Below are 22,135 nucleotides of genomic sequence, written 5' to 3' on the forward strand. Positions count from 1 at the left end.
GGTCAGCCGGTCTACCGCCAGCTTGAACGGCAGAGCATATCAGAGTTGGGCGACTTGAAGTGCTGGGTCCAAATGGACAATTCTGATGTGCAGGAGGGGTTTGACGTGTCCCAGGACGTGCCGATTGGCCGCAATCAGGTGAGCCTCGCGCAGCTCAACGAGCGCTCGCGCGAGATTTTCCGGCAGATCGTCGAAAGCTATCTGGCGACCGGCGAGCCGTTGGGCTCGCGCAACTTGTCACGGCTGATCCAGACTCCGTTGTCGCCGGCTTCGGTCCGCAACGTCATGGCGGACCTCGAGCAGCTCGGGCTGATCTTCGCCCCCCACACCTCGGCCGGACGGTTGCCCACCGAGCTTGGCCTGCGTTTCTTCGTCGACGCGCTGATGCAGGTCGGCGACCTCAACGAGAACGAGCGCCGCCAGATCGAGGCGCAAGTCGCCGGCGCCGGCAAGTCGATGGAGAACGTGCTGAGCGAGGCTTCGGGTCTGCTGTCGGGTCTCACCCGCGCGGCCGGCGTGGTGCTGACCGCGAAGGCGAATGCGCGGCTGAAGAACATCGAGTTCATGCGGCTCGATCCCGAGCGCGCGCTGGTCGTGATGGTCGGCGAGGACGGCCAGGTCGAAAACCGTATTCTGCCGCTGCCGGTCGGCCTGCCGGCCTCCGCGCTGACCGAGGCGTCGAACTTCCTGAACGCGCGCATCCGCGGCAAGACGCTCGCCGAAGTGCGCGGCGAGCTCGAGCAGGCGCGCGCCGCGGCGCAAGCCGAGCTCGATCAACTGACCCAGAAGGTGGTCGCTGACGGGCTTGCGAGCTGGTCCGGCGGCGACGGCGACGAGCGCAAGCTGATCGTGCGCGGTCAGGCGCATCTGCTCGAAGACTTGAAGGTTCTCGAAGACCTCGAACGCGTGCGGCTCCTGTTCGACGATCTCGAATCCCGCCGCGACGTCATCGATCTTCTCGGCCGCGCCGAGCGCGCCGAGGGCGTGCGCATCTTCATCGGTTCCGAAAACAAGCTGTTCTCGCTGTCGGGCTCCTCGACCATCATCGCGCCCTATCACGACCGCGCCGGCCGCATCGTCGGCGTGCTGGGCGTGATCGGCCCGACCCGGCTGAACTACGCCCGGGTGATCCCGATGGTCGACTACACCGCCAAGGTGGTCGGCCGATTGTTGGGCTCCTGACGGATTTGGCTGATCCGCTGCTCCCGAATCCCTCGAACCCGCTTGATTTTTTCGCTCTTTGCCCTGATATCCCGGGCACCATGAACAACCGCGACACGCCTCCACAGCCCGAGACCGCAGCCGACACGCCGGTGCAGCCCGATGCCGCGGCGGCACCGAAGGCCTCGACCTCGCTCGACCGCGAACTGGCCGAGATGAAGGACCGGCTGCTGCGCACGCTCGCCGACATGGAAAACATGCGCAAGCGGACCGACCGCGAGGTCGCGGACGCGCGGGTTTATGGCATCTCCAACTTTGCGCGCGACATTCTGGGCGTGGCCGACAACATGCATCGCGCCATGCAGGCGCTCGACGACGAGCTGCGCGCCAATGCCGACGACGCGGTGAAGTCGCTGCTCGACGGAGTCGAACTGACCGAGCGCGAGTTGATGAACGTGCTCGAAAAGAATGGCGTCAAGAAACTCGATCCGATGGGCCAGAAGTTCGATCCCAACCGCCATCAGGCGATGTTTGAGATGGAAGATGCCAGCGTGCCGTCCGGCACGGTCGTCCAGGTGATGCAAGCCGGCTATACGATCGGCGAGCGCGTGCTGCGTCCCGCGCTGGTCGCGGTCTCCAAGGGCGGCGCGAAGGCCGCGCCCGCGGCGTCCGCCAACGACAACCCCACGCAGTAAGTTCGTTCCTCGTCAGCGCGGCTCGAGGCCGTCGCGCACCGCGCGAAAGCGCGTGAACGACTCCGTCCAATGGTCCTTCGGCGCCAGCCCCAGAATCCGCAAATAGGCGCCGGTGCCGAAGCGCAGCCACTGCACGATCTCGATCTCGGCGCCGGTCTGCGGGTCCTTGCCGAGCGCCCGCACCTCGTGGCCAGGCTGGCCGCCGATCCGCATGCTTTCCGAGCTTGAGATCCGCACCTCCTTCATCGGCGGCAGACCGTTCATTGCGTTGCGCGCGAACTGATCGCGGTCGGTCGTCTGCTCCGGCCCGCCGGATGCCGCCGCGATCACGAGCTGCGGCTGGTCGAGCGCTTCGAGCCCATCCTTCGGGCCGTCGGTGAACTGCGCCGCGACGCCGGGCACCACGCGCACCAGCCGGAGCCCCGCGGTGTCACCGATCCGGAACGGCACCATCATGAGCTGCTCATTGTCCGGCACGGTGGCTCGCGCCGTCACCGTTGCGAAGGCCTTGCGCACCGCGTCGTCCGAATAGAGCGGCGGCGACTTTGCCTGCATCTCGAACGACACCATGGCGGTGAGGTTTTCGAGCGGCGCGATCAGCAGCCATTTGCGGATTCGGCCGGCCGGCGTCTCCTGCCGGGATAGCACCATGATGGCGTTGCCGGCCGGAAGCTTCAGCGTCTCGCGCTTTTCCACGACCATGCCCTGCTTCTTCAGGGCGTCATTGGTCATGGTCTTGTCGATCTCGGTGAAGGCCTGCTGCGGCAGCGCGATCAGGCGGATGAAGGCCGTCTTGCCGTTGTCCTCAAAGCCCGGAAATGTGGGAGATACCTGCAGCCCGGCCGGCGGCACAAGTCCAAGCCGCGACGCGGTGGGGAACACCGCATCCGCAGCCGCCGCAGTTGTCGCCTGGAGGATCCCGGAAGCTGTCAGCGCGAACCAGAGAGCGCAGGCGGCAAGCACGGCGATCAGCGGGCGGTTTTTCATGCTCACCGATATGCGGCCCCGTTAAGCGAAACTCAACCCTGCTAAGGCATCTCTGGGTGGTCCCCGAAATGGCCCGTTTGATGCCCAACAGTCTGCTGCGCCAGTCGAATCTCGGCGCCATCGTGGTGCCGGTCTGGCTGCTGGTCGCGCTGCCGCTGCCGTTTCGGGCTCAGGCGGGAGACGTTGCTCGGCACCGACGACGCCAGCCAATTATCGAACGGCACACCGGGCTCGCCGGCCCGAGCGGCGCACCGGCCATGACGCGCTTTGGTCGCCGTGCTGGCGCCAACCTTGAGCCGCGTGGCCGGCGCGGGCGGCAAGCCGGTCTATATCGCGGTTTGCGGCCTCTGGCTGCCGGATGGCGCCGAACCGCTCCAAATCCATCGGGCGAAGCTCTGAATTGCGGTCCTAGGGGGCCTGCAAACCCCATCAAGTCCTTGCGGGGTAAGGGGTCCCTCCTATATGAGCCACAACGCCGCAGTTGCGGCGGAAATCGTTAATTGGGGATCGGGCATGGGTGCCGTAAAGGGCTCAACCGATCTGCTGTGAAAGAGAGGGTACACCATGGGCAAGGTCATCGGCATCGACCTCGGCACCACCAATTCCTGCGTTGCCGTAATGGAAGGCAAGACTCCGCGGGTCATCGAGAACGCGGAAGGAATGCGCACCACGCCATCGATCGTGGCGTTCACTGACGACGGCGAGCGCCTCGTCGGACAGCCGGCCAAGCGCCAGGCGGTCACCAATCCGGAAAAGACCATCTTCGCGGTCAAGCGGCTGATCGGCCGCCGCTACGACGACCCGATGGTCGAGAAAGACAAGAAACTCGTCCCCTACAAGATCGCCAAGGCGTCGAACGGCGATGCCTGGGTCGAGGAGGACGGCAAGACTTATTCGCCCTCGCAGATTTCGGCTTTCATCCTTCAGAAAATGAAGGAGACTGCGGAAGCCAATCTCGGGCAGAAGGTCGATCAGGCGGTCATCACCGTCCCGGCCTACTTCAACGACGCGCAGCGCCAGGCCACCAAGGACGCCGGCAAGATCGCGGGCCTCGAAGTGCTCCGCATCATCAACGAGCCGACCGCGGCTGCGCTGGCTTACGGTCTCGACAAGTCCAAGAACGGCATGATTGCGGTCTACGACCTCGGCGGCGGCACGTTCGACGTGTCGATCCTCGAGATCGGCGACGGCGTGTTCGAGGTGAAGTCCACGAACGGTGACACGTTCCTGGGCGGTGAAGACTTCGACATGCGCCTCGTCAGCTATCTGGCCGACGAGTTCCAGAAGACCCAAGGCATCGACCTGCGCAAGGACAAGCTCGCGCTGCAGCGGCTGAAGGAAGCCGCCGAGAAGGCGAAGATCGAACTCTCGTCCACGACGCAGACCGAGATCAACCTGCCGTTCATCACAGCGGACGCGAGCGGTCCGAAGCACCTGACCATGAAGCTCACCCGCGCCAAGTTCGAGGCGCTGGTCGATGACCTCGTGCAGAAGACCATCGAGCCGTGCCGTCAGGCGATGAAGGACGCGGGCGTGTCCGCGGCCGAGATCAACGAAGTCGTCCTGGTCGGCGGCATGACCCGCATGCCGAAGGTCCAGGAGGTCGTGAAGCAGTTGTTCGGCAAGGAGCCCCACAAGGGCGTCAATCCGGACGAAGTCGTTGCGGTCGGCGCGGCCATTCAGGCTGGCGTGCTCGCCGGCGACGTCAAGGACGTGCTGCTGCTCGACGTGACGCCGCTGTCGCTCGGCATCGAAACTCTGGGTGGCGTGTTCACCCGGCTGATCGATCGCAACACCACGATCCCGACCAAGAAGTCGCAGGTGTTCTCCACCGCGGAGGACGGCCAGGGCGCGGTGACGATCCGCGTGTTCCAGGGCGAGCGCGAGATGGCGGCCGACAACAAGATGCTCGGCCAGTTCGATCTCGTCGGCATCCCGCCGGCGCCGCGCGGCGTGCCGCAGATCGAGGTCGGCTTCGACATCGACGCCAACGGCATCGTCAACGTGTCGGCGAAGGACAAGGGCACCGGCAAGGAGCAGCAGATCCGCATCCAGGCGTCGGGCGGCCTCAGCGAAGCTGACATCGAAAAGATGGTCAAGGACGCCGAGTCTCACGCCGAGGAGGATAAGAAGCGCAAGGCCGCGGTCGAGGCGAAGAACCACGCCGAGGCACTCATCCACTCCACCGAAAAGGCCCTGGCCGAGCATGGCTCGAAGGTCGCCGAACCTGAGCGCAAAGCAATCGAGAACGGCATCGCCGATCTCAAGGAAGCGCTCAAGGGCGACGACGCCGATGCGATCGCGGCCAAGACCAATGCGCTGGCGCAGGCTTCGATGAAGCTCGGCGAGGCGATGTACAAGCAGCCGGAAGGCCAGCCTGGCGCCGGCGGGCCGGAAGCCCAGGCGGGCGAACCCGGCAAGAAGGAAGACGTTGTCGACGCGGAATTCACCGAGGTCGACGACGACAAGAAGAAATCCGCCTAAGCACCGGGAGACCGGAGCCATGGTGAATCACGGTCACTGATCAGCGATGGCCCGGTGCCTCGGCGCCGGGCCATTTGTTTGTTTCGAGCTTCTGAGGCATACGCGGGCAGCGCCGGGATCGGGGGAAGCGGTCAGGCGACGACAGAGGGCGACGCGAGCCGGCAATGGCAAAACGCGACTACTACGAAGTACTGGGTGTGGCGAAAGGCTCGAGCGAGGCCGAGATGAAGGCCGCGTATCGCAAGCTTGCGATGCAGCACCATCCCGACCGCAATCCCGGCGACAAGGATTGCGAGCACCGCTTCAAGGAAATCAACGAGGCCTATGACGTGCTCAAGGACGGCGACAAGCGCGCCGCCTATGACCGCTTCGGCCATGCGGCGTTCGAACAGGGCATGGGCGGCGGCGCGCAGGGCTTCGGCGCTGATTTCGGCTCGGCGTTCTCCGACATCTTCGAAGGCATCTTCGGCATGGGAGGCGCGCGCCAGCGCACCTCGGGCCGTGAGCGCGGCGCAGACCTCCGCTTCAACATGGAGATCACGCTCGAGGACGCCTTCAACGGCAAGACCGCGCAGGTGCGGCTGCCGACATCCGTGACCTGCGAAACCTGCTCGGGCTCGGGCGCCAAGCCCGGCACCAAGCCCAAGACCTGCCAGCATTGCGGCGGCCATGGCCGCATCCGTCACACCCAGGGCGGCTTCTTCACGCTGGAGCGCACGTGTCCGATCTGCCAGGGCCGCGGCCAGGTGATCGAGGATCCATGTCCAGCCTGCTCAGGCGCCGGCCGTGTGACGCGCGAGCGCACGCTGTCGGTGAACATTCCGCCCGGTGTCGAGGAGGGCACGCGCATTCGCCTGGCCGGCGAAGGCGAAGCGGGCCTGCGCGGCGGGCCGCCTGGCGATCTCTATATCTTTCTGTCGCTCGCGGGCCATGAGCTGTTTCAGCGCGATGGCGCCGATCTGCACTGCCGCGCGCCGATCTCGATGGTGACGGCGGCGCTCGGCGGCGAGTTTGAGGTTCCTTCGATCGACGGCAGCAAGGCGCGGGTCAAGGTGCCATCCGGCACCCAGTCAGGCCGGAGGTTTCGCCTCAGTGGTAAGGGAATGCCCGTGCTGCGTGCAAAGCAGCATGGCGACATGTATGTGCAGGTGGTGGTTGAGACCCCGCAGAATCTCACCAAGAAACAGCGGGAATTGCTCGCCGAGTTCGATAAACTGTCGTCTCAGGAAACCCATCCCGAGGCGGCGGGTTTCTTTGCTCGGGTCAAGGACTTCTTCGGCAGCGGCGCCGGTTCGGGCTGAACGGCGCATCCACCCCTCCCATCCGGCTTGACCCTTGGCCTTTCGCCTATTACCGATTGATAGTCGTGTCGCAGTGTTGTCATAATTAATCCATGCCCCTCCTCGCGTTCCAGATGCTCGAAAAAAAGATCGAGAGACGGATTCGGCTTCTGGAGCAGAGAAGCGGATTGAGCTTCCTCGATGAGATGGCTTTCATCCGCTCGTGGATCGAAAAGCCGCTCTCGATGGGCGCGGTCACGCCCTCCGGCAAGATGCTCGCACGCGCGATGGCGCGTGCCGTCGATCCCGATGCGCCTGGCCCCGTCATTGAGCTGGGCTCCGGCACTGGTGCACTCACCAAGGCGCTGGTCGAGCGAGGTGTCGAGCCGTCGCGCTTGTTTCTCGTCGAGTTCAATCCGTCGTTCTGCCGGCTCCTGCGCACGCGCTATCCGGAGGCGACGGTCATTCAGGGCGACGCCTATCGTATCCAGCATCTGCTGGGCGGACTGCTGAAAGAGCCTGCAGCCGCTGTCGTGTCAGGCCTGCCGTTGCAGACCAAGCCATTCCGCCAGCGCACCCGGCTGATCGACGAAGCCTTCGAGCTGATGGCGCCGGACGCGCCCTTCGTGCAGTTCACCTACGCGATGGTGACGCCGATCCCGAAGCGGGCCAGCCACGACATCACGGCGCATGCCTCCGCGCTGGTCTGGCAGAACCTGCCGCCCGCGCGCGTGTGGGTCTATCGCAAGGGCTGATGCCCTCTCACGATTGGTTTCCGTTATCTCTCCGCCTCACCCTGATGGGCGCCTCGCGGCCATGACGGCGGCGGATGCCTGTGTTAGGGCATCCGGAACCCGCAGGTTCTCCGATGTCGGTTCCGAAAATCCTGGTGTTTGCCGGCTCGATCCGCACCGGCTCGTTCAACGCGCGGCTCGCGGCGCTGGCCGCCAAGGAGCTGGCGCTGGCAGGCGCCGAGGTCACCCGCGTTTCGCTCGAGGATTATCCTCTGCCGCTCTACGACGGCGCCGACGAGCAGAAAAACGGCGCGCCGGCCCATGCCCAAAACCTCAAATCCATGATGGCGGCGCATCACGGCGTGTTCATCGCCAGCCCGGAATACAACGCGTCCGTGACGCCGCTTCTGAAGAATGCCATCGACTGGATCTCGCGTGTGCGCGAGCGCGACGAGCCGCCGCTGGCGGCATTCAAGCACCGCGTTTTTGCCATCGGTGGCGCCTCGAATTCGCCCTACGGCGCGTTGCGTTCGCTGATGGCCTTGCGGCAAATTCTCGAACTCGGCTGCGGCGCGCTGGTGCTGCCCGAGCAGATCACGGTGTTTCATGCGAGTGAGGCCTTTGACGAAATGGACAATCTGAAAGACGAGCGCGCCGCGGCGACGCTGAAGCGCGTCGCGCAACGCCTCACCGAAGCCGCGCAGGAGATCGCGTGATGGACCCCAAAGACCGGCTGATCGTTGCGCTCGATGTGCCGTCCGTCGCGGCCGCAGCCGCAATGGTCGAGAAGCTCGACGCCTCGGTGACGTTCTACAAGATCGGCTATCAGCTCGCCTTCGCGGGCGGGCTCTCCTTCGCCGAGACGCTCATCCGCGCCAACAAGAAGGTGTTTCTCGATTTGAAGCTGCACGATATCGGCAACACCGTCGGCAAGGGCGTCGAGAGCGTCGCCAAGCTCGGCGCGACGTTCCTCACGGTGCACGCCTATCCGCAGACCATGCATGCCGCTGTCGATGCGCGCAAAGGTTCGAACTTGCGCATCCTCGGCGTCACGGTGCTGACGTCCTATGACGACGCCGATCTCGCTGCCGCAGGCTATGACTTCACCGTGCCCGAGCTCGTCGCCGAGCGTGCCGCGCAGGCCCGCGACATTGGCGTCGACGGTCTGGTCTGCTCGGCCGAGGAGGCCGCCAATCTCAAGCCGATCATCAGCAACGGCATGGTGCTGGTGACGCCGGGCATCCGCCCCGCGGACTCCGAAAAGGGCGACCAGAAGCGTGTGATGACGCCCGCGGCCGCGATCGCGGCCGGCGCCGACCATCTCGTGGTTGGCCGGCCGATCGTCGCGGCGCCCGACCCCAAAGCCGCAGCGGATGCTATCCTCGCCGAGATCGCGGCCGCGGGCCGCTGATGGAGTTTGTGTCGTGGCGAAGGGCTATTGGATTCCGCATCTCGACGTCAGCAATCCGAGCGGCTTTCAGGCCTATCGCGACACTGCGGACGCCGCGCACAAGCGCTTCGGCTCGCGGCTGCTCGCGCGCGGCGGCCGTCGCGAGGTGGTCGAAGGCACCATGCGGGCGCGCAACGTGCTGCGCGAATTCAACTCGTACGACGAGGCGCACGAGTTCTACCACGGCCCGGACTATTCCAAGGCGCATCCGCTGCGCGAGCCGCATTCGGTCTGCGATTTCCTGATCGTCGAAGGCTACAGCGGGCCGCAGCCGCAAATTCTGCCGACAGCGCCCCAGCCGGCCGCGCTTCGCGGGTATTGGATCGCCCACATCGACGTGCTCGATCCCGAGGGCTACGGGCTTTACCAGGACGCTGTCGGGGCCGTCTTCAGCGAATACGGCGGGCGGTTTCTGGTCCGCGGCGGCCGCTCCGAGTTGATGGAAGGACGCGCCAGGAGCCGCAGCGTTGCGGTTGAATTTCCGAGCTATGACGTCGCGCGTGCATGCTATCGTTCGCCCGGATATCAGGCGGCGATCGACCTGCGCCGCGGCAACGCCGATTTCGATCTGGTGATCATCGAGGGTGTCGGCGAGGCGTAAGCCAACAGGAGCGCACATGGCCAAGGCGTATTGGATCGGGCGTGTCGAGGTGAACAACGAAGAGGGCTACAAGGCCTATGCGCTGGCCAACCCTGCGATCTTCAAGAAGTTCAACGCCAGGTTCGTCATCCGCGGCGGCAAGCACGAATGCCCCGAAGGCCAGAGCCGCTCGCGCAACGTGGTGATCGAGTTTCCCGATTACGCGACCGCGGTGGCCTGCTATCGCTCCCCCGAGTACCAGGCCAACCTCAAGATCCGCCAGGCCAACGCGATCACCGATCTGATCATCGTCGAAGGCTACGACGGGCCGCAGCCGTAAAAACTGGAGTCACACCATGTCCGAGATGCGGCTGATCGTGGCCGGCGCCGGTGGGCGTATGGGTCGCACGCTGATCAAAGCAATTGCCGACAGTAAAGAGCTGACGCTTGCGGGCGCGTTGGAAGGGCCGGGCTCGGCGGTGATCGGTCGCGATTCCGGCGAATTGGCAGGCCTGGGCAAGAACGGGATCGCTGTCACCTCGGATGCAGCCGGGCTGTTGTCCAAGGCCGATGGCGTGATCGATTTCACCATTCCGGCCGCGACTGTGGCGCTCGTCGAGCTCACGGCGCGCGCCGGCTGCGTGCATGTGATCGGCACAACGGGACTTTCGGGCGTGAACGAGAAGATCGTCGCTGAGGCCGCGAAGAAGGCTCCGATCGTGAAGTCCGGCAACTTCAGCCTGGGCGTCAATCTGATCGCTGCGCTGACCAAGCGCGTGGCGAAGACCCTCGATGCCTCGTTCGACATCGAGATCTTCGAGATGCATCACAACAAGAAGATCGACGCGCCGTCCGGCACCGCGCTGATGTTCGGCCGCGCGGCGGCCGAGGGCCGTGGCATCGACCTCGCCAAGCACTCCGAACGCGGCCGTGACGGCGAGACCGGCGCGCGCAAGATGGGCGACATCGGCTTTGCCTCGCTGCGCGGCGGCTCGGTGGTGGGCGAGCACAGCGTGATCTTTGCCGGCCCGGCCGAGCGCGTCGAGCTGGTGCATCGCGCCGAGGATCGCATGATCTTCGCGCGCGGCGCGTTGCACGCCGCGCTCTGGGCGCGCGGCAAGGCGCCCGGGCTTTATTCGATGGCCGACGTGCTGGGGCTGAAGGACTTTTGACGCTCGTCTACTGATGCTGGGACGAGCACGCTCTCTCCCCGTCATCCTGAGGTGCGAGTGAGCGAAGCGAACGAGCCTCGAAGGAGACGGCCCGGGAGTTTGGGGCCGCATCTTTCGAGGCTCGCCATAGCGAGTCGAAGACGCGCGTAAACGCGCTTAAGGCTCGCGCCTCAGCGACTGTGTCTCCCGTCAAGTGTTTTGCCATTTTCTGCTGTCTCTGAGCATGGCGTTGATGATGGTGAGGAGCTTCCTGGCCACCGCGATGAGCGCGACCTTCTTTGGCTTACCGGCGGCGAGCAGTCGGGCGTAGAAGGCCTTGAGCACCGGGTTGTGGCGACTGGCCGTCAAGGCGGCAATGAACAGAGCCGAGCGAAGCGCCGTGCGACCTCCGCCGATCATGGCCTTGCCCCGCCAGCGGCCCGATTGTCTGGTGTAGGGCGCCACACCAGCCAGGCTTGCGATGCGACGGCGATCGAGGTTGCCGAGCTCAGGCGCTTCCGCGAGGAAGATGCGGGCCAGCGTGTTCTTGATTCCGGGAACCGAGATGAGCAGGTCCTCCTTCTCCCGCCAGACCGGGGCGCCACGAACCAGACCATCGATGTCCCGATCGATGCTCGGCAGTTCCTTCTCGAGAACGGCAATGTGCCGCGCCAGGCTCTTGCGAACCCGCACGTTGCTGGCGTGCTTCTCGCGCTGCCGCTCGGCCACCAGCATCTCGATGATCTGGCGCCGCCGGCCGACCAACTCGGCGAGCAGCACGGCTGTTTCTTCAGGCATCGGCCGCGGCTCAGGTTTGACCGCCTCCGCGAAGTGGGCGATCACGCCCGCATCGATCGGATCGGTCTTGGCGCGCTTGCCGATGGCCTGTGCGAAGTGCCGAACTTGAGCTGGGTTCACCACTGCAAGCGGAAGTCCAGCTCCAGCCACCGCTGCCGCAACGATCGTCTCAAAGCCGCCCGTCGCCTCCACCGCAATCAGCGAAGGCGAAAGCCCTCGCAGACGGTCCACCAGGTCTTCCAGACCCTTGCCGTTCCGCTCGACCGCAAAGGCCTCACCGCCAGGGCGCACATGAACGTCCAGACGGTCTTTCGATACATCAATGCCAACGTAGATCGTGTCCATCTTCACCCTTCCTTGCGCAACCGGGCTTCGCTTGCGGCCCTCGCGACTGTTCGGGTTCGATGGAACGGCGGACGGATGCCCGTGCTGAGGTCCGGGCTTCATAGCCCCAGGATGAGACGGTCTCCCGTCCGCCACCGCGCCGACAACTCTAGCCGACGAAGCGATTCGTGACTTACAAGGATGACGGAGATAGTCCGCCTGTGACTTCACGAGAGACGGTCTAATTCCCCCGCAGCAGCGACGTGCCGGTCATCTCCGGCGGTTTCGGCAGATCCATCAATTCGAGCAGCGTTGGCGCAATGTCGGCGAGCCGGCCTTCGGCCAGCAGCGCGCGATTGCCCGCACCGGTGAGCACGATCGGCACCGGATTGGTGGTGTGCGCGGTGTGCGGCCCGCCGGTCTCGGGGTCGCGCATCATCTCGCAATTGCCGTGGTCGGCGGTGATGAGGAGCGCGCCGCCCGACTTGGCGATGGCGTCGGCGATGCGGCCCAATCCAGTATCGACCGTTTCCACCGCCTTGATCGCAGCCGGCAAGCTTCCGGTGTGGCCGACCATGTCCGGGTTGGCGAAGTTCAGCACGATCAGGTCGTACTTGCCGGAGTTGATCGCGGCCACCGCCTTGTCGGTGAGTTCGGGCGCCGACATCTCGGGCTGCAGGTCATAGGTCGCGACCTTGGGTGAGGGCACCATGATGCGGTCTTCGCCCGCATAAGGTTCCTCGCGCCCGCCGTTCAAGAAGTACGTGACGTGCGGATACTTCTCGGTCTCCGCCATGCGGAGCTGGGTGCGCTTGTTGTTCGCCACCACCTCGCCAAGGATGTTGGCGAAGGTCTGCGGCGGGAAGATCGCCTTCATGAGCTTGTCGAGGTGGTCGCTGTATTGTGTCATGCCGACGGCGGTGGTGAACTTGACCGTGCGCTTGCGTTCGAACCCGTCGAAATTTGCGTCCAGCATCGCGCCGAGGATTTCGCGCACGCGGTCGGCGCGGAAGTTGAAGCACAGCACGCCATCGCCATCCTTCATGCCGTGATAGTCACCGATCACCGCCGGGATCACGAACTCGTCGAACTGCTTTTTCGAATAAGCATCTGCGATCGCGGCCTGCGGATCGGGAAAGCGCGGGCCCTCGGCCTCGACCATCGCGGCATAGGCCTTGGCGACGCGATCCCAGCGCTTGTCGCGATCCATCGCGTAATAGCGGCCGATGACGGTCGCGACCGGCACCGACTTCGGCAGCGCCGCGACGAACTTCTTCAGGTCATCGCCGGCCGATTGCGGCGGCGTATCGCGGCCGTCGGTGATCGCGTGGGCCACCGTTGGAATGCCGGCATCGGTGAGAATCTTCGCCAATGCCGCGCCGTGGTCCTGGTGCGAATGCACGCCGCCGGGCGAGACGAGCCCGATGAGGTGACAGGTGCCACCACTTTTCTTCATCGCCTCGATCAGGCCCTTCAAGGCCGGCGCGTACTTGATCTCGCCCGATGCGACGGCATCGCCGATGCGCGGCAGGTCCTGCATCACCACGCGGCCGGCGCCGATGTTGAGATGGCCCACTTCCGAATTGCCCATCTGGCCGGGAGGCAGGCCGACATCGCGGCCGGACGTGTTCAGGAATGCGTGGGGCCCGGTGTCCCACAGCTTGCTGAAGGTCGGCGTCTTGGCCTGGCGGACCGCGTTGTCGGCGCTTTCCTCGCGCCAGCCAAAACCATCCAATATGACCAGCATCACCGGGCGGCGCTTCTGCATGTACGGAACCTCGCTGCGACTTTGCGGTGTTCTTCCGCATCAGCCCGCGATCGTCAATCGCTGGCCGTGCAGGCGGTTCCGAGCAGCAGGGCCGCTGCTTACGCCGCGACCTTGCCGGCCTCCCAGCCGAGCATCGCGCACTTGCGGGTCAGGCCCCAGTGATAGCCGGTGAGGTCGCCGGATTTGCCCATCACGCGGTGGCAAGGCACCACGAAGCTGATCGGGTTCTTGCCAACCGCGGTGCCGACCGCGCGCGAGGCCTTGGGATTGCCGAGCCTGTTGGCGATCGTCGAATAGGTGGTGGCGCGGCCCATCGGGATGCGCATCAGGGTCTCCCAGACGCGAACCTCGAAGTCGGTGCCGATCAGCACCACGCGCAACGGCTGGTCCGGCCGCCACTTGTCGTTGTCGAAGATGCGCGCCGCGATCGGCGCAGTGCGGGCGCTGTCCTCGACGTATTTCGCCTTGAGCCAGCGGCTTCGCATGTCAACGAGGGCAGCCTTCTCCTCGCCGATATCGGCGAAGGCGAGGCCGCAGAGGCCGCGCTCGGTTGCCATCACCAGCGCTGTGCCGAACGGCGAGGGGTGGAAGCCATACGAGATGGTGACGCCTTCGGCACCGGTCTTCCATTCGCCGGGGGACATCGCTTCGTGGGTGACGAACAGGTCGTGCAGCCGGCCGGGGCCGGACAGGCCCACTTCGTAGGAGGCATCGAGGATGCTGGCCGACGAGCGAAGGAGCTCGCGGGCGCTGTCGAGCGTCAGCGCCTGGACGAACGCTTTCGGCGTGAGCCCCGCCCAGCGGCGAAACAGGTGATGCAGCTCGGTCGGCGTCACGCCGGCAGCTTCGGCGATCTGTTCGATTTCCGGCTGGGTGCGCCAGTTGCCGCGGATATGGGCGATGGCGCGGCGGACGATGTCGTAGTCGGTCGAGGCCGCGGTGGACGATTTCAAGTCGTTGATCAGGTCCGGCGAGAGCATGGTGTCCTCCATCATTGCTCTCCATCTAGGCCGCGCAGCACAGCAGACCCACCCGGTTCCTGACTAGATCGCGGCGGCTCGGGTCGGGCCGCGCTTGGCTTCGCCCAATGCGGTGGAAAGCGCCGCAGCAAAGCTTTCCCGTTCCGGCGGCGACAGGAAACCCGCGACCGCGAGCTTTCGCCCGCGCGAGACGAGATAGAGGTGCAGCAAACCGAACTCCTCGTGGGCGTCGCGAACGATCTGCGTCCAGCACGGATTGAGCGTCCATTCCGAGACCTGCCCGCGGTGGCTGACGCGCCGCACGCGGAGCTCCGACGGTGTCACGACGACCTGCTCGAAGGCCGCGGCCGAGCGGAAGTTCGCCCGGAACGCCCAGTAGACCAGGAGCACATCGAGCCCGAGAAAGCCGACCACCGGCCAGGCGCCGAGCAGGAAGAACACCATACCGGCGAAGAAGCTGAAGCCGGACACCAACACCATGACGACGAAGAACCCCGTGCTGTTCAGCGACCGGTGCGGGGTGATGATCGCCGAAAAAAGCGTGGGCTCGGAGCCAGACTCGTTGTCGAGCGGATTTTGTACGGTCATGCTGCACCAAATATAGGGCAAAGATGGCCAAGAAAACGACCAGTCGAACGACGAAAAAGCAGCCCCCGGCGCGGGGCAAAACCGCCAAAAAAACCAAGGCGGCGGTGAAAAAGGCCCGCAAGGGCCAACGAACCAATAACGCCGCCAAGGTGAAGCCGAAAAAGGCTCAGGTCAGCGCCAATATCAAGGCGATGCACGGCACCACCAAGCCCTGGACCAAAGCTGAAATCGAGGAAGCGTTCCGAAGATTTCAGGAAGCGATGCCCGAGCCCAAGGGCGAACTGCATCACATCAATCCGTTCACGCTCCTGGTCGCCGTGGTGCTCTCGGCGCAAGCGACCGACGCCGGCGTCAACAAGGCGACGCCAGCGCTATTCGCGTTGGCCGACACACCGGAAAAGATGGTCGGGCTCGGCGAAGATCGCGTGCGCGAACTGATCAAGACCATCGGGCTGTTTCGCACCAAGGCCAAGAACGTCATCGCGCTGTCGGAGCAGCTCATCGCGAAGCACAGTGGCACGGTGCCCGGCACCCGCGAGGAGCTTCAGGAGCTGCCGGGCGTGGGCCGCAAAACGGCCAACGTGGTCCTCAACATCGCGTTCGGCCAGCCGACCATGGCGGTCGACACGCACATCTTTCGCATCGGGAACCGCACCGGCTTGGCGCCAGGCAAAGACCCGCTGGCCGTGGAGATGAAGCTCCTCGAGGTGATCCCGGCGCACTACATGCTGCACGCCCACCACTGGCTCATTTTGCACGGCCGTTACACGTGCCTGGCGCGCAAACCCTTGTGCGAGAAATGCGTCATCGCCGATCTTTGCAAATGGCCGGGCAAGATTGTCAGCGCGTGATGCTCTGGCCGCGCCGCGGTGGGATCAATTCGACGCGTTGGCCCGACAGCCGTTTGTGCACATGCACCATCATGGCCATGGCGAACAGCGGCGTGGCGAGGTTGATCACCGGGATCGAGACGAACAGTGCGATCGGCAGTCCGGCGATCAGGATGCTGGTGCTGTTGGCGCGGCGCATCGCCTTGGCTTCGTCGGGTGAACGGAAGCGCATCGCGGCGAGCAGAAAATACTCCCGGCTGAGAAGCCACGCGGTGGCGAGAAACATGATCACGAGGCCGAGGCCTGCGAACAGCAGAAACGGCAATGCGCAGAGATAGACCAAGACTGCGAGCAGCGCGGTCTTGGTGCCCTGGACCATCGCGGTCATCAGCGGCAGTTCGCGGCCCGGCGGCTCGGCCGGATAGTAGGTGCGCTCGACGATCTCGCCGACCTCATCGACGAAGAACGAGCCGACAAAGGCCGTGACCGCGGGCATCAAAAAGATTGCGCCGGTGATGACGCCGAGCGCAGCCGCAATTTTGATGATCCACGAAATGACGTTCCACACGGTGTGGCCGCCCACGCCGGCTTCGGCCCAGGCGGCGCCGGCGTTCGTGAGCCAGTCGAACAGCCAGTTCAGCCCGATGCCGATCAGGATGATCATCAGCAGCGCAAGCCCGATCGACTTGAGCAGCACGCGCCGGAACTCCGGCGAGAACATCTGGGAAAGCGATTTGATGGCGGCGTCGAACATAGCCCCTGTGGCCCCTCTGCGGCTTCGCAGAGGTAGGCGCGATCAGGCTGTCGGGCAAGCCTGGAGCCGCGATCCTAATGCGGCGCTGCGGCCGCACCCTGCGGAATGTCATCCAGCTCTGGCACGGCCGGGACCGGCTCGTGGGTCTGCGGCAGGTGCTTCCAGGCGAGACGGCGGTAATCGAAGCCATTCTCGATGGTGGGTTTCACCAGCTGGAAGTAGGGCGAGATGTCGAAATCGCGCGGTGCGTAGAGCGACGAGTGCCGGATTTCCAGCATCTCGCGGCGTGCGGTCCGGCTCTTCAGTCGCGTGATCTTCGGCAGGATCGGATAGCGCACGTGCTCGAACGCCTGAGCGATCAGCGCCGAGCAGATGATCCGTGTCGGATGGCCGGAGCCGAGCGACATCAAGCGCCGGCGCCAGCGCTGCGGCACCGGCAGCGGAAACAGATAGCGCAGCAGGTCGAAGATGTTCTTGACGTCGTAGTCGAAGCCGATGCGCTCGGCCGCGTAGGTGCAGACGCGGGCGCAGTCATCCTTGGTGAGCCCGATCGGGCGGCAGATGCGGGTGTGGAAATTGTCGTATTTCGACAGCGGCGAGCCGATCACGCCCTGGCCCAGCACGGCCTCGACCAGCACCAGCGGCTCGTCATCGGCGGTGGTGCGCTCGCCGATCGGGCCGACGTAAAGCGCGGCATGAGACCAGGTCGACTGGGTTAGATATTTGATGACGCCGGAGACGTGGTTGTTGCCCTCGACCAGCAGCACGTCGCCAGGGCGGAGCGTGGCGCGCAATGCAATCGGGTCGCTCGGTGTGAACGGCTCATAGCCAAGCTCCGCGCGATCGAGATACGCCGCGATCTTCTGACCCAACCCACTGAGCATCCAGTTCATGACGCCCTGCTGATCGCGGCTTGCGGGCTTCTCCCGCGCACGCGTTACGGTGCGACAATTTAGCTGGGACTCGTTGCAATTCGGTTCATAGCCGCGATATCGCGATAACCGGTCGTGAACCGTGGAAGCGGCCAAGTGCCCATTTCACGCGGGGATTGCGTTCGCTGCGCCGCGGCGTAAAAACCATTTACCAACCATGAGCCGTGAACCGTCGTGAGCCAACCCAGCCGACGCACATTCCTCGCAGGCGCCGCAGCCGCGTTAGCGGCGAGACCTGCGTTCGGCCAGGGTGCGGCGGCCGATATCGACGTCATTATCGTGGGCGCAGGCGCCGCCGGCATCGCGGCGGCGCGCAGGCTTTCGGCCGCGGGCCGAAGCTTCACCATGGTCGAGGCCGCGGGCCGCATCGGCGGCCGGTGCTTCACCGACACGCGCAGCTTCAGCGTGCCGTTCGATCGCGGCGCGCATTGGATCCTGTCGCCCGACATCAACCCGTTGACCAAGCTCGCGCCGCGAACCGGGCTCGATATCTACCAGGCGCCGTCGGGCCAGCGGGTGCGGATCGGCGAGCGCAACGCCCGTGAAGGCGAACTCGAGGACTATCTGTCGGCGATCGTGCGATCCAACCGCAGCATCGCCGAGGCGGCGCGCGGCAGGGCCGACATGGACTGTCTGCGTGCTCTGCCGAAGGACCTGGGCGATTGGCAGCCCACTGTTGAGTTCACGCTGGGTCCCTATGCGACCGGGCGCGACCTGCGCGAGATATCGGCGCAGGATTTCAGCAGGTCGGTTGAGCGCGACATCGCGGCTTTCTGCCGTCAGGGCTACGGCGCGCTGCTCGCAAAGCTCGCCGAGGGAATCCCGGTCGAGATGGACTCGCCGATCACGGCGGTGGACACCAGCAAGGGTGCTCGGGTCGAGGCAACCACGTCGCGCGGCATCGTCTCGGGCCGCTACATGATCTGCACCGCTTCGATCGGCGTGCTGGCCTCCGAGCGGATCAAGTTCGATAGAGGCCTGCCGAAACGCCAGCTGGATGCATTGGCGGCGTTGAAGCTCGGGAGCCTCGACCACATCGCGCTTGACCTGCCGGGCAATCCGCTCGGCCTGCAGCGCGACGACCTGGTGTTCGAGAAGGCGTCCGGCCCTCGCACGGCTGCGCTTCTGGCCAACGTGTCCGGTACGTCGCTCTCGGTGATCGAGGTCGGCGGCAAGTTCGGGCGCGATCTGATGGCGCAGGGTGACATGGCCGCGGTCGATTTCGCGGTTCAGTGGCTCTCGGGCCTGTTCGGCAACAACGTCAAGGGCGCGGTGCAGCGCACGCTGGCGACGCGCTGGAACAACGAACCCTGGGTGCAGGGCGCGACGTCGACCGCATCGCCCGGCGGCCAGTGGGCGCGTGCCGCGTTGCGCGAGCCGATCCGCGAACGGGTTTATTTCGCCGGTGAAGCCACCCACGACACGCTGTGGGGCACCGTGGGCGGCGCCTGGGAATCCGGCGAGCGCGCGGCCGATCAGGTGCTGCGCCGCCTGTCGGGCTTGCCGGAGCCGCCGCCCCCGAGAGCCGAGCCTGAGCCCGCCCCGCCGCGTGCCGCCACGGCGCAAGTGAAGCCACAGCCGCAGGCCAAGCCGGAGCCCGCGCCGAAATCAAAAGCCAAGCCGAGCGCCAAGGGCGGCGGCAAATCCAGTGGCAAATCCAGTGGAAGGACCAGGCGCAGGCGCGAGCTCGATTGAGCGCGGCCGCTCACCGCGTGAGCTGCTCCTTTAGCCACGCGACGATCATCGTGGCGATCGCGTCGGCGGGCTGGCCCGGCGTGCGGCCCATGTGATGGCCTTCCGGATAGATCTTTGCCGACTTCGGATTGCCGTGCTCGAGCAGCAGGTAGATGTCGTCGACCGGCGCCTGATCGTCGAGCTTGCCGTTGACGCCGAGCAGCGGCGCTGACGGCTTGTCGATGAGGCCCATGGTTTTGAGCGACAGCGGCGCTACTGCTTCGAGAAACTCCTCGACGGTCTTCACGCCCATCGCGCGGCCGCGCGCCTCCAGAAGGCTGTGCGCGCCGAACAGGTAGGTCGCCCCGCCAGTGGTGAAGGCCGGCACCAGCCATTCCTTTTGGAAACCGTAGTGCACGTTGCCACCGTGGAACACCGCGCCCTTGATGCGGTCCTTGGCGGTAAACGCCAGCCGCGCCGCCCAGTAGGCGCCGAAGCTGCCGCCCCACACGGCGACGCTGCGGCCGTCGATGTCGGTTCGCGTCGGCAGATAATCGAGCCAGGTGAAGTAGATCTTCTCGGCGAGCGGGTCGCCGTAGAGCACCGGGTTCTCGCCGCTGCCCGGCATGTCGATGGTGAAGGAGGCGAGCCCGGCCTTCATGATCTCGTGAGCGATGCGCAGCCGGTCTTCCTTCCAGCCATCGACGCCGCCCCAATGCATCACCACGGCAGGATTGGCGACACCCGGTGGCTTTTGCAGATACCCGACGAGCTTTTTGCCCTCGAACGGGATCTCGACGATCTCCAGCGGCGGATCGAAATACTTCGATGCCTTGCTGAACATGCGCAGCGAGTGGTGGTAGGCGGCGAGCTTGCCCTGTGACACCGGCGACGGATAGCGGCCGACCCGACAGGCGTCGAAGGCGTGCATGTAGAGCTCGCGCAGCGTGTTGCGGTCGCCGCTGTTCTTGGCCAGCGCATCGCCCTGCGCCTCATAGGCGTGCCCGATCTTGCTCCACTCGTCGGCCCAATGGTCCTTGTCGAGATTCTTGAGCGCGGCCATCACCTTCTCGGCGTCCTCGCGCTTGATGTCCTCGAACGGATTGAGCTTGCCAGCGCGCCGCATGAACTCGGCCTTGACCTCGTCCAGCGTGCGCTCGCGCGAGCCTTTGGGTTTGTCTTGGACGTTCATGCAACGCTCCTTTCAAGTTTCAAGAGGTTTCGGCAGCGTTGCCACACCGGCGGTGTCATGCGCGGGCTTGACCCGCGCATCCATGAGACCTCGCAACCAGCTCAAATTTTACGGCCGCCTCCGCTGCACCTCATCATGGATTGCCGGGTCAAGCCCGGCAATGACTCGTGGAGAGAGTGGTGGCACAAGTTGCAGCGACCAGCGTTCGTCAAGTCACGTCCTTGGCGCTCGTCTTATCCTCGAAAATCTTGATCTCCGGCGGCTTGCCCGACAAGCCAAGCTCCTGCCAGCGCGACACCACCTGGTCATAAGTTTTCTTGTCGAGCTTGGTGCGCGGCGAGAACGACTTGATGTGCTTGTAGTCCATGCAGGCGTTGATCAGCGCCTTTGAACCCCAAGGCCGCAGCTCCGGCGGATTAAGGCTCGGATCGAGGAACGTGCTCCAGGTCTCACGCAGGATATCGATCGACTGCGCGGGCCGCGAGCGCGTCGCCATGGCCCACAACACCTGGCCGATGTTGGTCGGGTCGATGTCGTCGTCGACCACGATGATGTACTTGCCGAAGTAGGCACCCGCGGTGCATTGCGCGGCGAGCGCCATCACCTGCGAGGCGTGGCCCGCATACATCTGCTTGATCGAGACCACGGTCATGCCCCAGCCGGCGGCTTCAGGGATGGACCACACGCCTTGCACGCCCGGGATGCCGAGCTTCTGCAGATCGGCCCAGATGCCGGCGGAGCGCACCGCGGCCCAGAACAGGCCGCACTCGTTCGACGGTCCGTCGGCCATCAGCGCGCAGGTGAGCGTCGGGTTGTTGCGATAGCGCACGCGCTCCACGCGCATGTAAGGCGTGGCGCCGCTCGGCCGTCCGTAATAGCCGGTGAACTCGCCGAACGGGCCTTCGGCGAAGGTCTCGTCCGGATAGAGATGGCCCTCGAGGATGATCTCGGCATGCGCCGGCAGCGGCAGACCGGTGAGGTCCGACGTGAACAGCTCGATCGGCGAGCCCTTGATGCCGGAATAGTATTCGTACTCGCTCTCGGTCTTCGGCAGGCTCGTGGCGCCGACGAGAAACAGCAGCGGATCGATGCCGTAGGCCGCCGCGATCGGCGCCGGCTTGCCCATCTTCCACCACTTGTCGCGATCGTTGCCGCCGTCCTTGCCCGGCGACGTGTAGACGCCGATCTCGCGCGGCCCTTTGATCATCATGCGGTAGGTGCCGACATTGATGCGGCCGGACTCGGGATCCTTGGTGATCACCGAGTCCGCGGTGCCGAGATACATGCCGCCGTCGAGCGGCCACATCCGCTGCGCCGGGAACATGCGGATGTCGATCTTGTCGCCTTCGACGATGTTCTGGTTGCAGATCGCGCTCTCGGCCGGCACCTCGGCGGGCTTCATCTTGCGACCGAGTTTCTTCTGCAGAAGCTGCACGGCCTTGAGCGGATGATCGACCGGCTCCTCGCCGATCATCAGGCAGAACCGCGACAGGTTGCAGCCGATCATGTTGTAGAGGGCTTTTTGTCCGGGATGGCCCTTGATGTTCTCGAACAGCAGCGCCGGGCTCTTTTCGAGGCCCACCAGGTAGGTGATGTGCGCGGCCTCGAGATCGGAGCTGACCTCGGCGGTGATGCGCTTCAACTCGCCCATCGCCTCGGCCTTCTCCAGCCAGACGTCGAGATCGCTGGAGTTGCGCCGGTCGCGGGTGGGCTGGTTTTTCGGCTGCTCGACGGTCTTGCTGTCGCCGCCGACCGGGACGCTCATTTCCATGA

At 65.1% G+C, this 22,135-nt stretch carries 21 protein-coding genes; 12 read left to right on the forward strand and 9 right to left on the reverse strand.

The annotated features are described in order from the left end of the window. Positions 1–105: 105 nt before the first annotated feature. Both hrcA and grpE read left to right on the forward strand, forming a co-directional pair. Complete coding sequence (gene hrcA, locus RHPLAN_RS01515; RefSeq protein ID WP_068030370.1) at positions 106–1,182, forward strand: heat-inducible transcriptional repressor HrcA; 1,077 nt, start codon at positions 106–108, stop codon at positions 1,180–1,182. Between the two features lie 80 nt (positions 1,183–1,262). Beyond that, positions 1,263–1,856, forward strand: a complete 594-nt coding sequence (grpE, locus tag RHPLAN_RS01520) for a nucleotide exchange factor GrpE (protein WP_068013241.1) — start codon at positions 1,263–1,265, stop codon at positions 1,854–1,856. Between the two features lie 12 nt (positions 1,857–1,868). On the opposite strand, the gene RHPLAN_RS01525 is transcribed toward grpE, so the two are convergent. Next, positions 1,869–2,843 carry a hypothetical protein gene (locus RHPLAN_RS01525; RefSeq protein WP_068013242.1) on the reverse strand — a complete coding sequence of 325 codons (975 nt, stop codon included), beginning with the start codon at positions 2,841–2,843 and terminating at the stop codon, positions 1,869–1,871. 564 nt (positions 2,844–3,407) lie between these two features. Here RHPLAN_RS01525 and dnaK point away from each other — a divergent pair. The 8 genes from dnaK to dapB all read left to right on the forward strand — a co-directional run bounded on the left by dnaK (position 3,408) and on the right by dapB (position 10,543). Next, positions 3,408–5,327, forward strand: coding sequence for a molecular chaperone DnaK (dnaK, locus tag RHPLAN_RS01530; protein WP_068013244.1), 1,920 nt, complete (start codon positions 3,408–3,410; stop codon positions 5,325–5,327). Between the two features lie 164 nt (positions 5,328–5,491). Beyond that, positions 5,492–6,628: a molecular chaperone DnaJ gene (gene dnaJ / locus RHPLAN_RS01535; RefSeq protein ID WP_068013245.1), complete on the forward strand. Its 1,137-nt coding sequence runs from the start codon at positions 5,492–5,494 to the stop codon at positions 6,626–6,628. Between the two features lie 185 nt (positions 6,629–6,813). Then, positions 6,814–7,362, forward strand: a complete 549-nt coding sequence (locus RHPLAN_RS01540) for a class I SAM-dependent methyltransferase (RefSeq protein ID WP_157100743.1) — start codon at positions 6,814–6,816, stop codon at positions 7,360–7,362. Between the two features lie 113 nt (positions 7,363–7,475). After that, a complete protein-coding gene (locus RHPLAN_RS01545) occupies positions 7,476–8,057 on the forward strand; it encodes an NADPH-dependent FMN reductase (protein WP_068013246.1) in 582 nt (193 codons plus the stop codon). Then, positions 8,057–8,752 carry an orotidine-5'-phosphate decarboxylase gene (gene pyrF, locus RHPLAN_RS01550; protein WP_068013248.1) on the forward strand — a complete coding sequence of 232 codons (696 nt, stop codon included), beginning with the start codon at positions 8,057–8,059 and terminating at the stop codon, positions 8,750–8,752. The genes RHPLAN_RS01545 and pyrF overlap by 1 nt, the downstream gene beginning before the upstream one ends. Positions 8,753–8,765: 13 nt before the next feature. Then, a complete protein-coding gene (locus RHPLAN_RS40070; RefSeq protein ID WP_198164673.1) occupies positions 8,766–9,392 on the forward strand; it encodes a DUF1330 domain-containing protein in 627 nt (208 codons plus the stop codon). A 16-nt stretch (positions 9,393–9,408) separates the two neighbouring features. Beyond that, positions 9,409–9,711, forward strand: coding sequence for a DUF1330 domain-containing protein (locus RHPLAN_RS01560; protein ID WP_068013250.1), 303 nt, complete (start codon positions 9,409–9,411; stop codon positions 9,709–9,711). Positions 9,712–9,727: 16 nt separating this feature from the next. Further along, positions 9,728–10,543, forward strand: a complete 816-nt coding sequence (gene dapB, locus RHPLAN_RS01565) for a 4-hydroxy-tetrahydrodipicolinate reductase (protein ID WP_068013252.1) — start codon at positions 9,728–9,730, stop codon at positions 10,541–10,543. Between the two features lie 189 nt (positions 10,544–10,732). Here the strand turns inward: dapB and RHPLAN_RS01570 are convergent, their stop codons facing one another. The 4 genes from RHPLAN_RS01570 to RHPLAN_RS01585 form a co-directional block, all read right to left on the reverse strand. Beyond that, on the reverse strand, positions 10,733–11,665 hold the full coding sequence (locus RHPLAN_RS01570; RefSeq protein ID WP_068013255.1) for an IS110 family RNA-guided transposase: 933 nt from the start codon (positions 11,663–11,665) through the stop codon (positions 10,733–10,735). 220 nt (positions 11,666–11,885) lie between these two features. Then, a complete protein-coding gene (gene gpmI / locus RHPLAN_RS01575; RefSeq protein WP_068013257.1) occupies positions 11,886–13,412 on the reverse strand; it encodes a 2,3-bisphosphoglycerate-independent phosphoglycerate mutase in 1,527 nt (508 codons plus the stop codon). Positions 13,413–13,510: 98 nt separating this feature from the next. Continuing rightward, positions 13,511–14,407 (reverse strand): methylated-DNA--[protein]-cysteine S-methyltransferase, encoded by an 897-nt coding sequence (locus RHPLAN_RS01580; RefSeq protein ID WP_068013258.1) that lies wholly within the window; start codon positions 14,405–14,407, stop codon positions 13,511–13,513. A 48-nt stretch (positions 14,408–14,455) separates the two neighbouring features. Further along, positions 14,456–14,980 carry a DUF2244 domain-containing protein gene (locus RHPLAN_RS01585; protein WP_068013259.1) on the reverse strand — a complete coding sequence of 175 codons (525 nt, stop codon included), beginning with the start codon at positions 14,978–14,980 and terminating at the stop codon, positions 14,456–14,458. A 23-nt stretch (positions 14,981–15,003) separates the two neighbouring features. Here RHPLAN_RS01585 and nth point away from each other — a divergent pair, with 23 nt between their 5' ends. Beyond that, the gene (gene nth, locus RHPLAN_RS01590) at positions 15,004–15,831 is read left to right on the forward strand and encodes an endonuclease III (RefSeq protein ID WP_068013261.1); all 828 of its coding nucleotides are present in this window, start codon (positions 15,004–15,006) and stop codon (positions 15,829–15,831) included. Here nth and RHPLAN_RS01595 read toward each other — a convergent pair. Both RHPLAN_RS01595 and RHPLAN_RS01600 read right to left on the reverse strand, forming a co-directional pair. Then, complete coding sequence (locus RHPLAN_RS01595; RefSeq protein WP_068013263.1) at positions 15,821–16,564, reverse strand: sulfate transporter family protein; 744 nt, start codon at positions 16,562–16,564, stop codon at positions 15,821–15,823. The two genes, nth and RHPLAN_RS01595, sit on opposite strands and share 11 nt — an antisense overlap. A gap of 74 nt (positions 16,565–16,638) precedes the next feature. Beyond that, positions 16,639–17,457 (reverse strand): YiiX/YebB-like N1pC/P60 family cysteine hydrolase, encoded by an 819-nt coding sequence (locus RHPLAN_RS01600; RefSeq protein WP_084244137.1) that lies wholly within the window; start codon positions 17,455–17,457, stop codon positions 16,639–16,641. A gap of 213 nt (positions 17,458–17,670) precedes the next feature. Here RHPLAN_RS01600 and RHPLAN_RS01605 point away from each other — a divergent pair, with 213 nt between their 5' ends. Continuing rightward, positions 17,671–19,191, forward strand: a complete 1,521-nt coding sequence (locus RHPLAN_RS01605) for a flavin monoamine oxidase family protein (RefSeq protein WP_084244139.1) — start codon at positions 17,671–17,673, stop codon at positions 19,189–19,191. A 10-nt stretch (positions 19,192–19,201) separates the two neighbouring features. Here RHPLAN_RS01605 and RHPLAN_RS01610 read toward each other — a convergent pair whose 3' ends face one another. Together RHPLAN_RS01610 and RHPLAN_RS01615 are read right to left on the reverse strand one after the other, a co-directional pair. Next, positions 19,202–20,362, reverse strand: a complete 1,161-nt coding sequence (locus tag RHPLAN_RS01610; RefSeq protein WP_068013266.1) for an alpha/beta hydrolase family protein — start codon at positions 20,360–20,362, stop codon at positions 19,202–19,204. 208 nt (positions 20,363–20,570) lie between these two features. Beyond that, on the reverse strand, positions 20,571–22,133 hold the full coding sequence (locus tag RHPLAN_RS01615; protein ID WP_084244141.1) for a UbiD family decarboxylase: 1,563 nt from the start codon (positions 22,131–22,133) through the stop codon (positions 20,571–20,573). Positions 22,134–22,135 lie beyond the last annotated feature (2 nt).

Origin of the sequence: Rhodoplanes sp. Z2-YC6860 (assembly GCF_001579845.1) — a bacterium.
GTDB lineage: Bacteria > Pseudomonadota > Alphaproteobacteria > Rhizobiales > Xanthobacteraceae > Z2-YC6860.

Coding starts and splice junctions, on each gene's coding strand:
- RHPLAN_RS01600 (WP_084244137.1), bottom strand. CDS start 17,457: ATGAACTGGATGCTCAGTGGGTTGGGTCAGAAGATCGCGGCGTATCTC.
- pyrF (WP_068013248.1), top strand. CDS start 8,057: ATGGACCCCAAAGACCGGCTGATCGTTGCGCTCGATGTGCCGTCCGTC.
- RHPLAN_RS01595 (WP_068013263.1), bottom strand. CDS start 16,564: ATGTTCGACGCCGCCATCAAATCGCTTTCCCAGATGTTCTCGCCGGAG.
- RHPLAN_RS01540 (WP_157100743.1), top strand. CDS start 6,814: ATGGCTTTCATCCGCTCGTGGATCGAAAAGCCGCTCTCGATGGGCGCG.
- RHPLAN_RS01580 (WP_068013258.1), bottom strand. CDS start 14,407: ATGATGGAGGACACCATGCTCTCGCCGGACCTGATCAACGACTTGAAA.
- nth (WP_068013261.1), top strand. CDS start 15,004: ATGGCCAAGAAAACGACCAGTCGAACGACGAAAAAGCAGCCCCCGGCG.
- RHPLAN_RS01615 (WP_084244141.1), bottom strand. CDS start 22,133: ATGGAAATGAGCGTCCCGGTCGGCGGCGACAGCAAGACCGTCGAGCAG.
- RHPLAN_RS01560 (WP_068013250.1), top strand. CDS start 9,409: ATGGCCAAGGCGTATTGGATCGGGCGTGTCGAGGTGAACAACGAAGAG.
- RHPLAN_RS01545 (WP_068013246.1), top strand. CDS start 7,476: ATGTCGGTTCCGAAAATCCTGGTGTTTGCCGGCTCGATCCGCACCGGC.
- RHPLAN_RS01570 (WP_068013255.1), bottom strand. CDS start 11,665: ATGGACACGATCTACGTTGGCATTGATGTATCGAAAGACCGTCTGGAC.
- dnaK (WP_068013244.1), top strand. CDS start 3,408: ATGGGCAAGGTCATCGGCATCGACCTCGGCACCACCAATTCCTGCGTT.
- dnaJ (WP_068013245.1), top strand. CDS start 5,492: ATGGCAAAACGCGACTACTACGAAGTACTGGGTGTGGCGAAAGGCTCG.
- RHPLAN_RS01610 (WP_068013266.1), bottom strand. CDS start 20,362: ATGAACGTCCAAGACAAACCCAAAGGCTCGCGCGAGCGCACGCTGGAC.
- grpE (WP_068013241.1), top strand. CDS start 1,263: ATGAACAACCGCGACACGCCTCCACAGCCCGAGACCGCAGCCGACACG.
- gpmI (WP_068013257.1), bottom strand. CDS start 13,412: ATGCAGAAGCGCCGCCCGGTGATGCTGGTCATATTGGATGGTTTTGGC.
- dapB (WP_068013252.1), top strand. CDS start 9,728: ATGTCCGAGATGCGGCTGATCGTGGCCGGCGCCGGTGGGCGTATGGGT.
- RHPLAN_RS01525 (WP_068013242.1), bottom strand. CDS start 2,843: ATGAAAAACCGCCCGCTGATCGCCGTGCTTGCCGCCTGCGCTCTCTGG.
- RHPLAN_RS01585 (WP_068013259.1), bottom strand. CDS start 14,980: ATGACCGTACAAAATCCGCTCGACAACGAGTCTGGCTCCGAGCCCACG.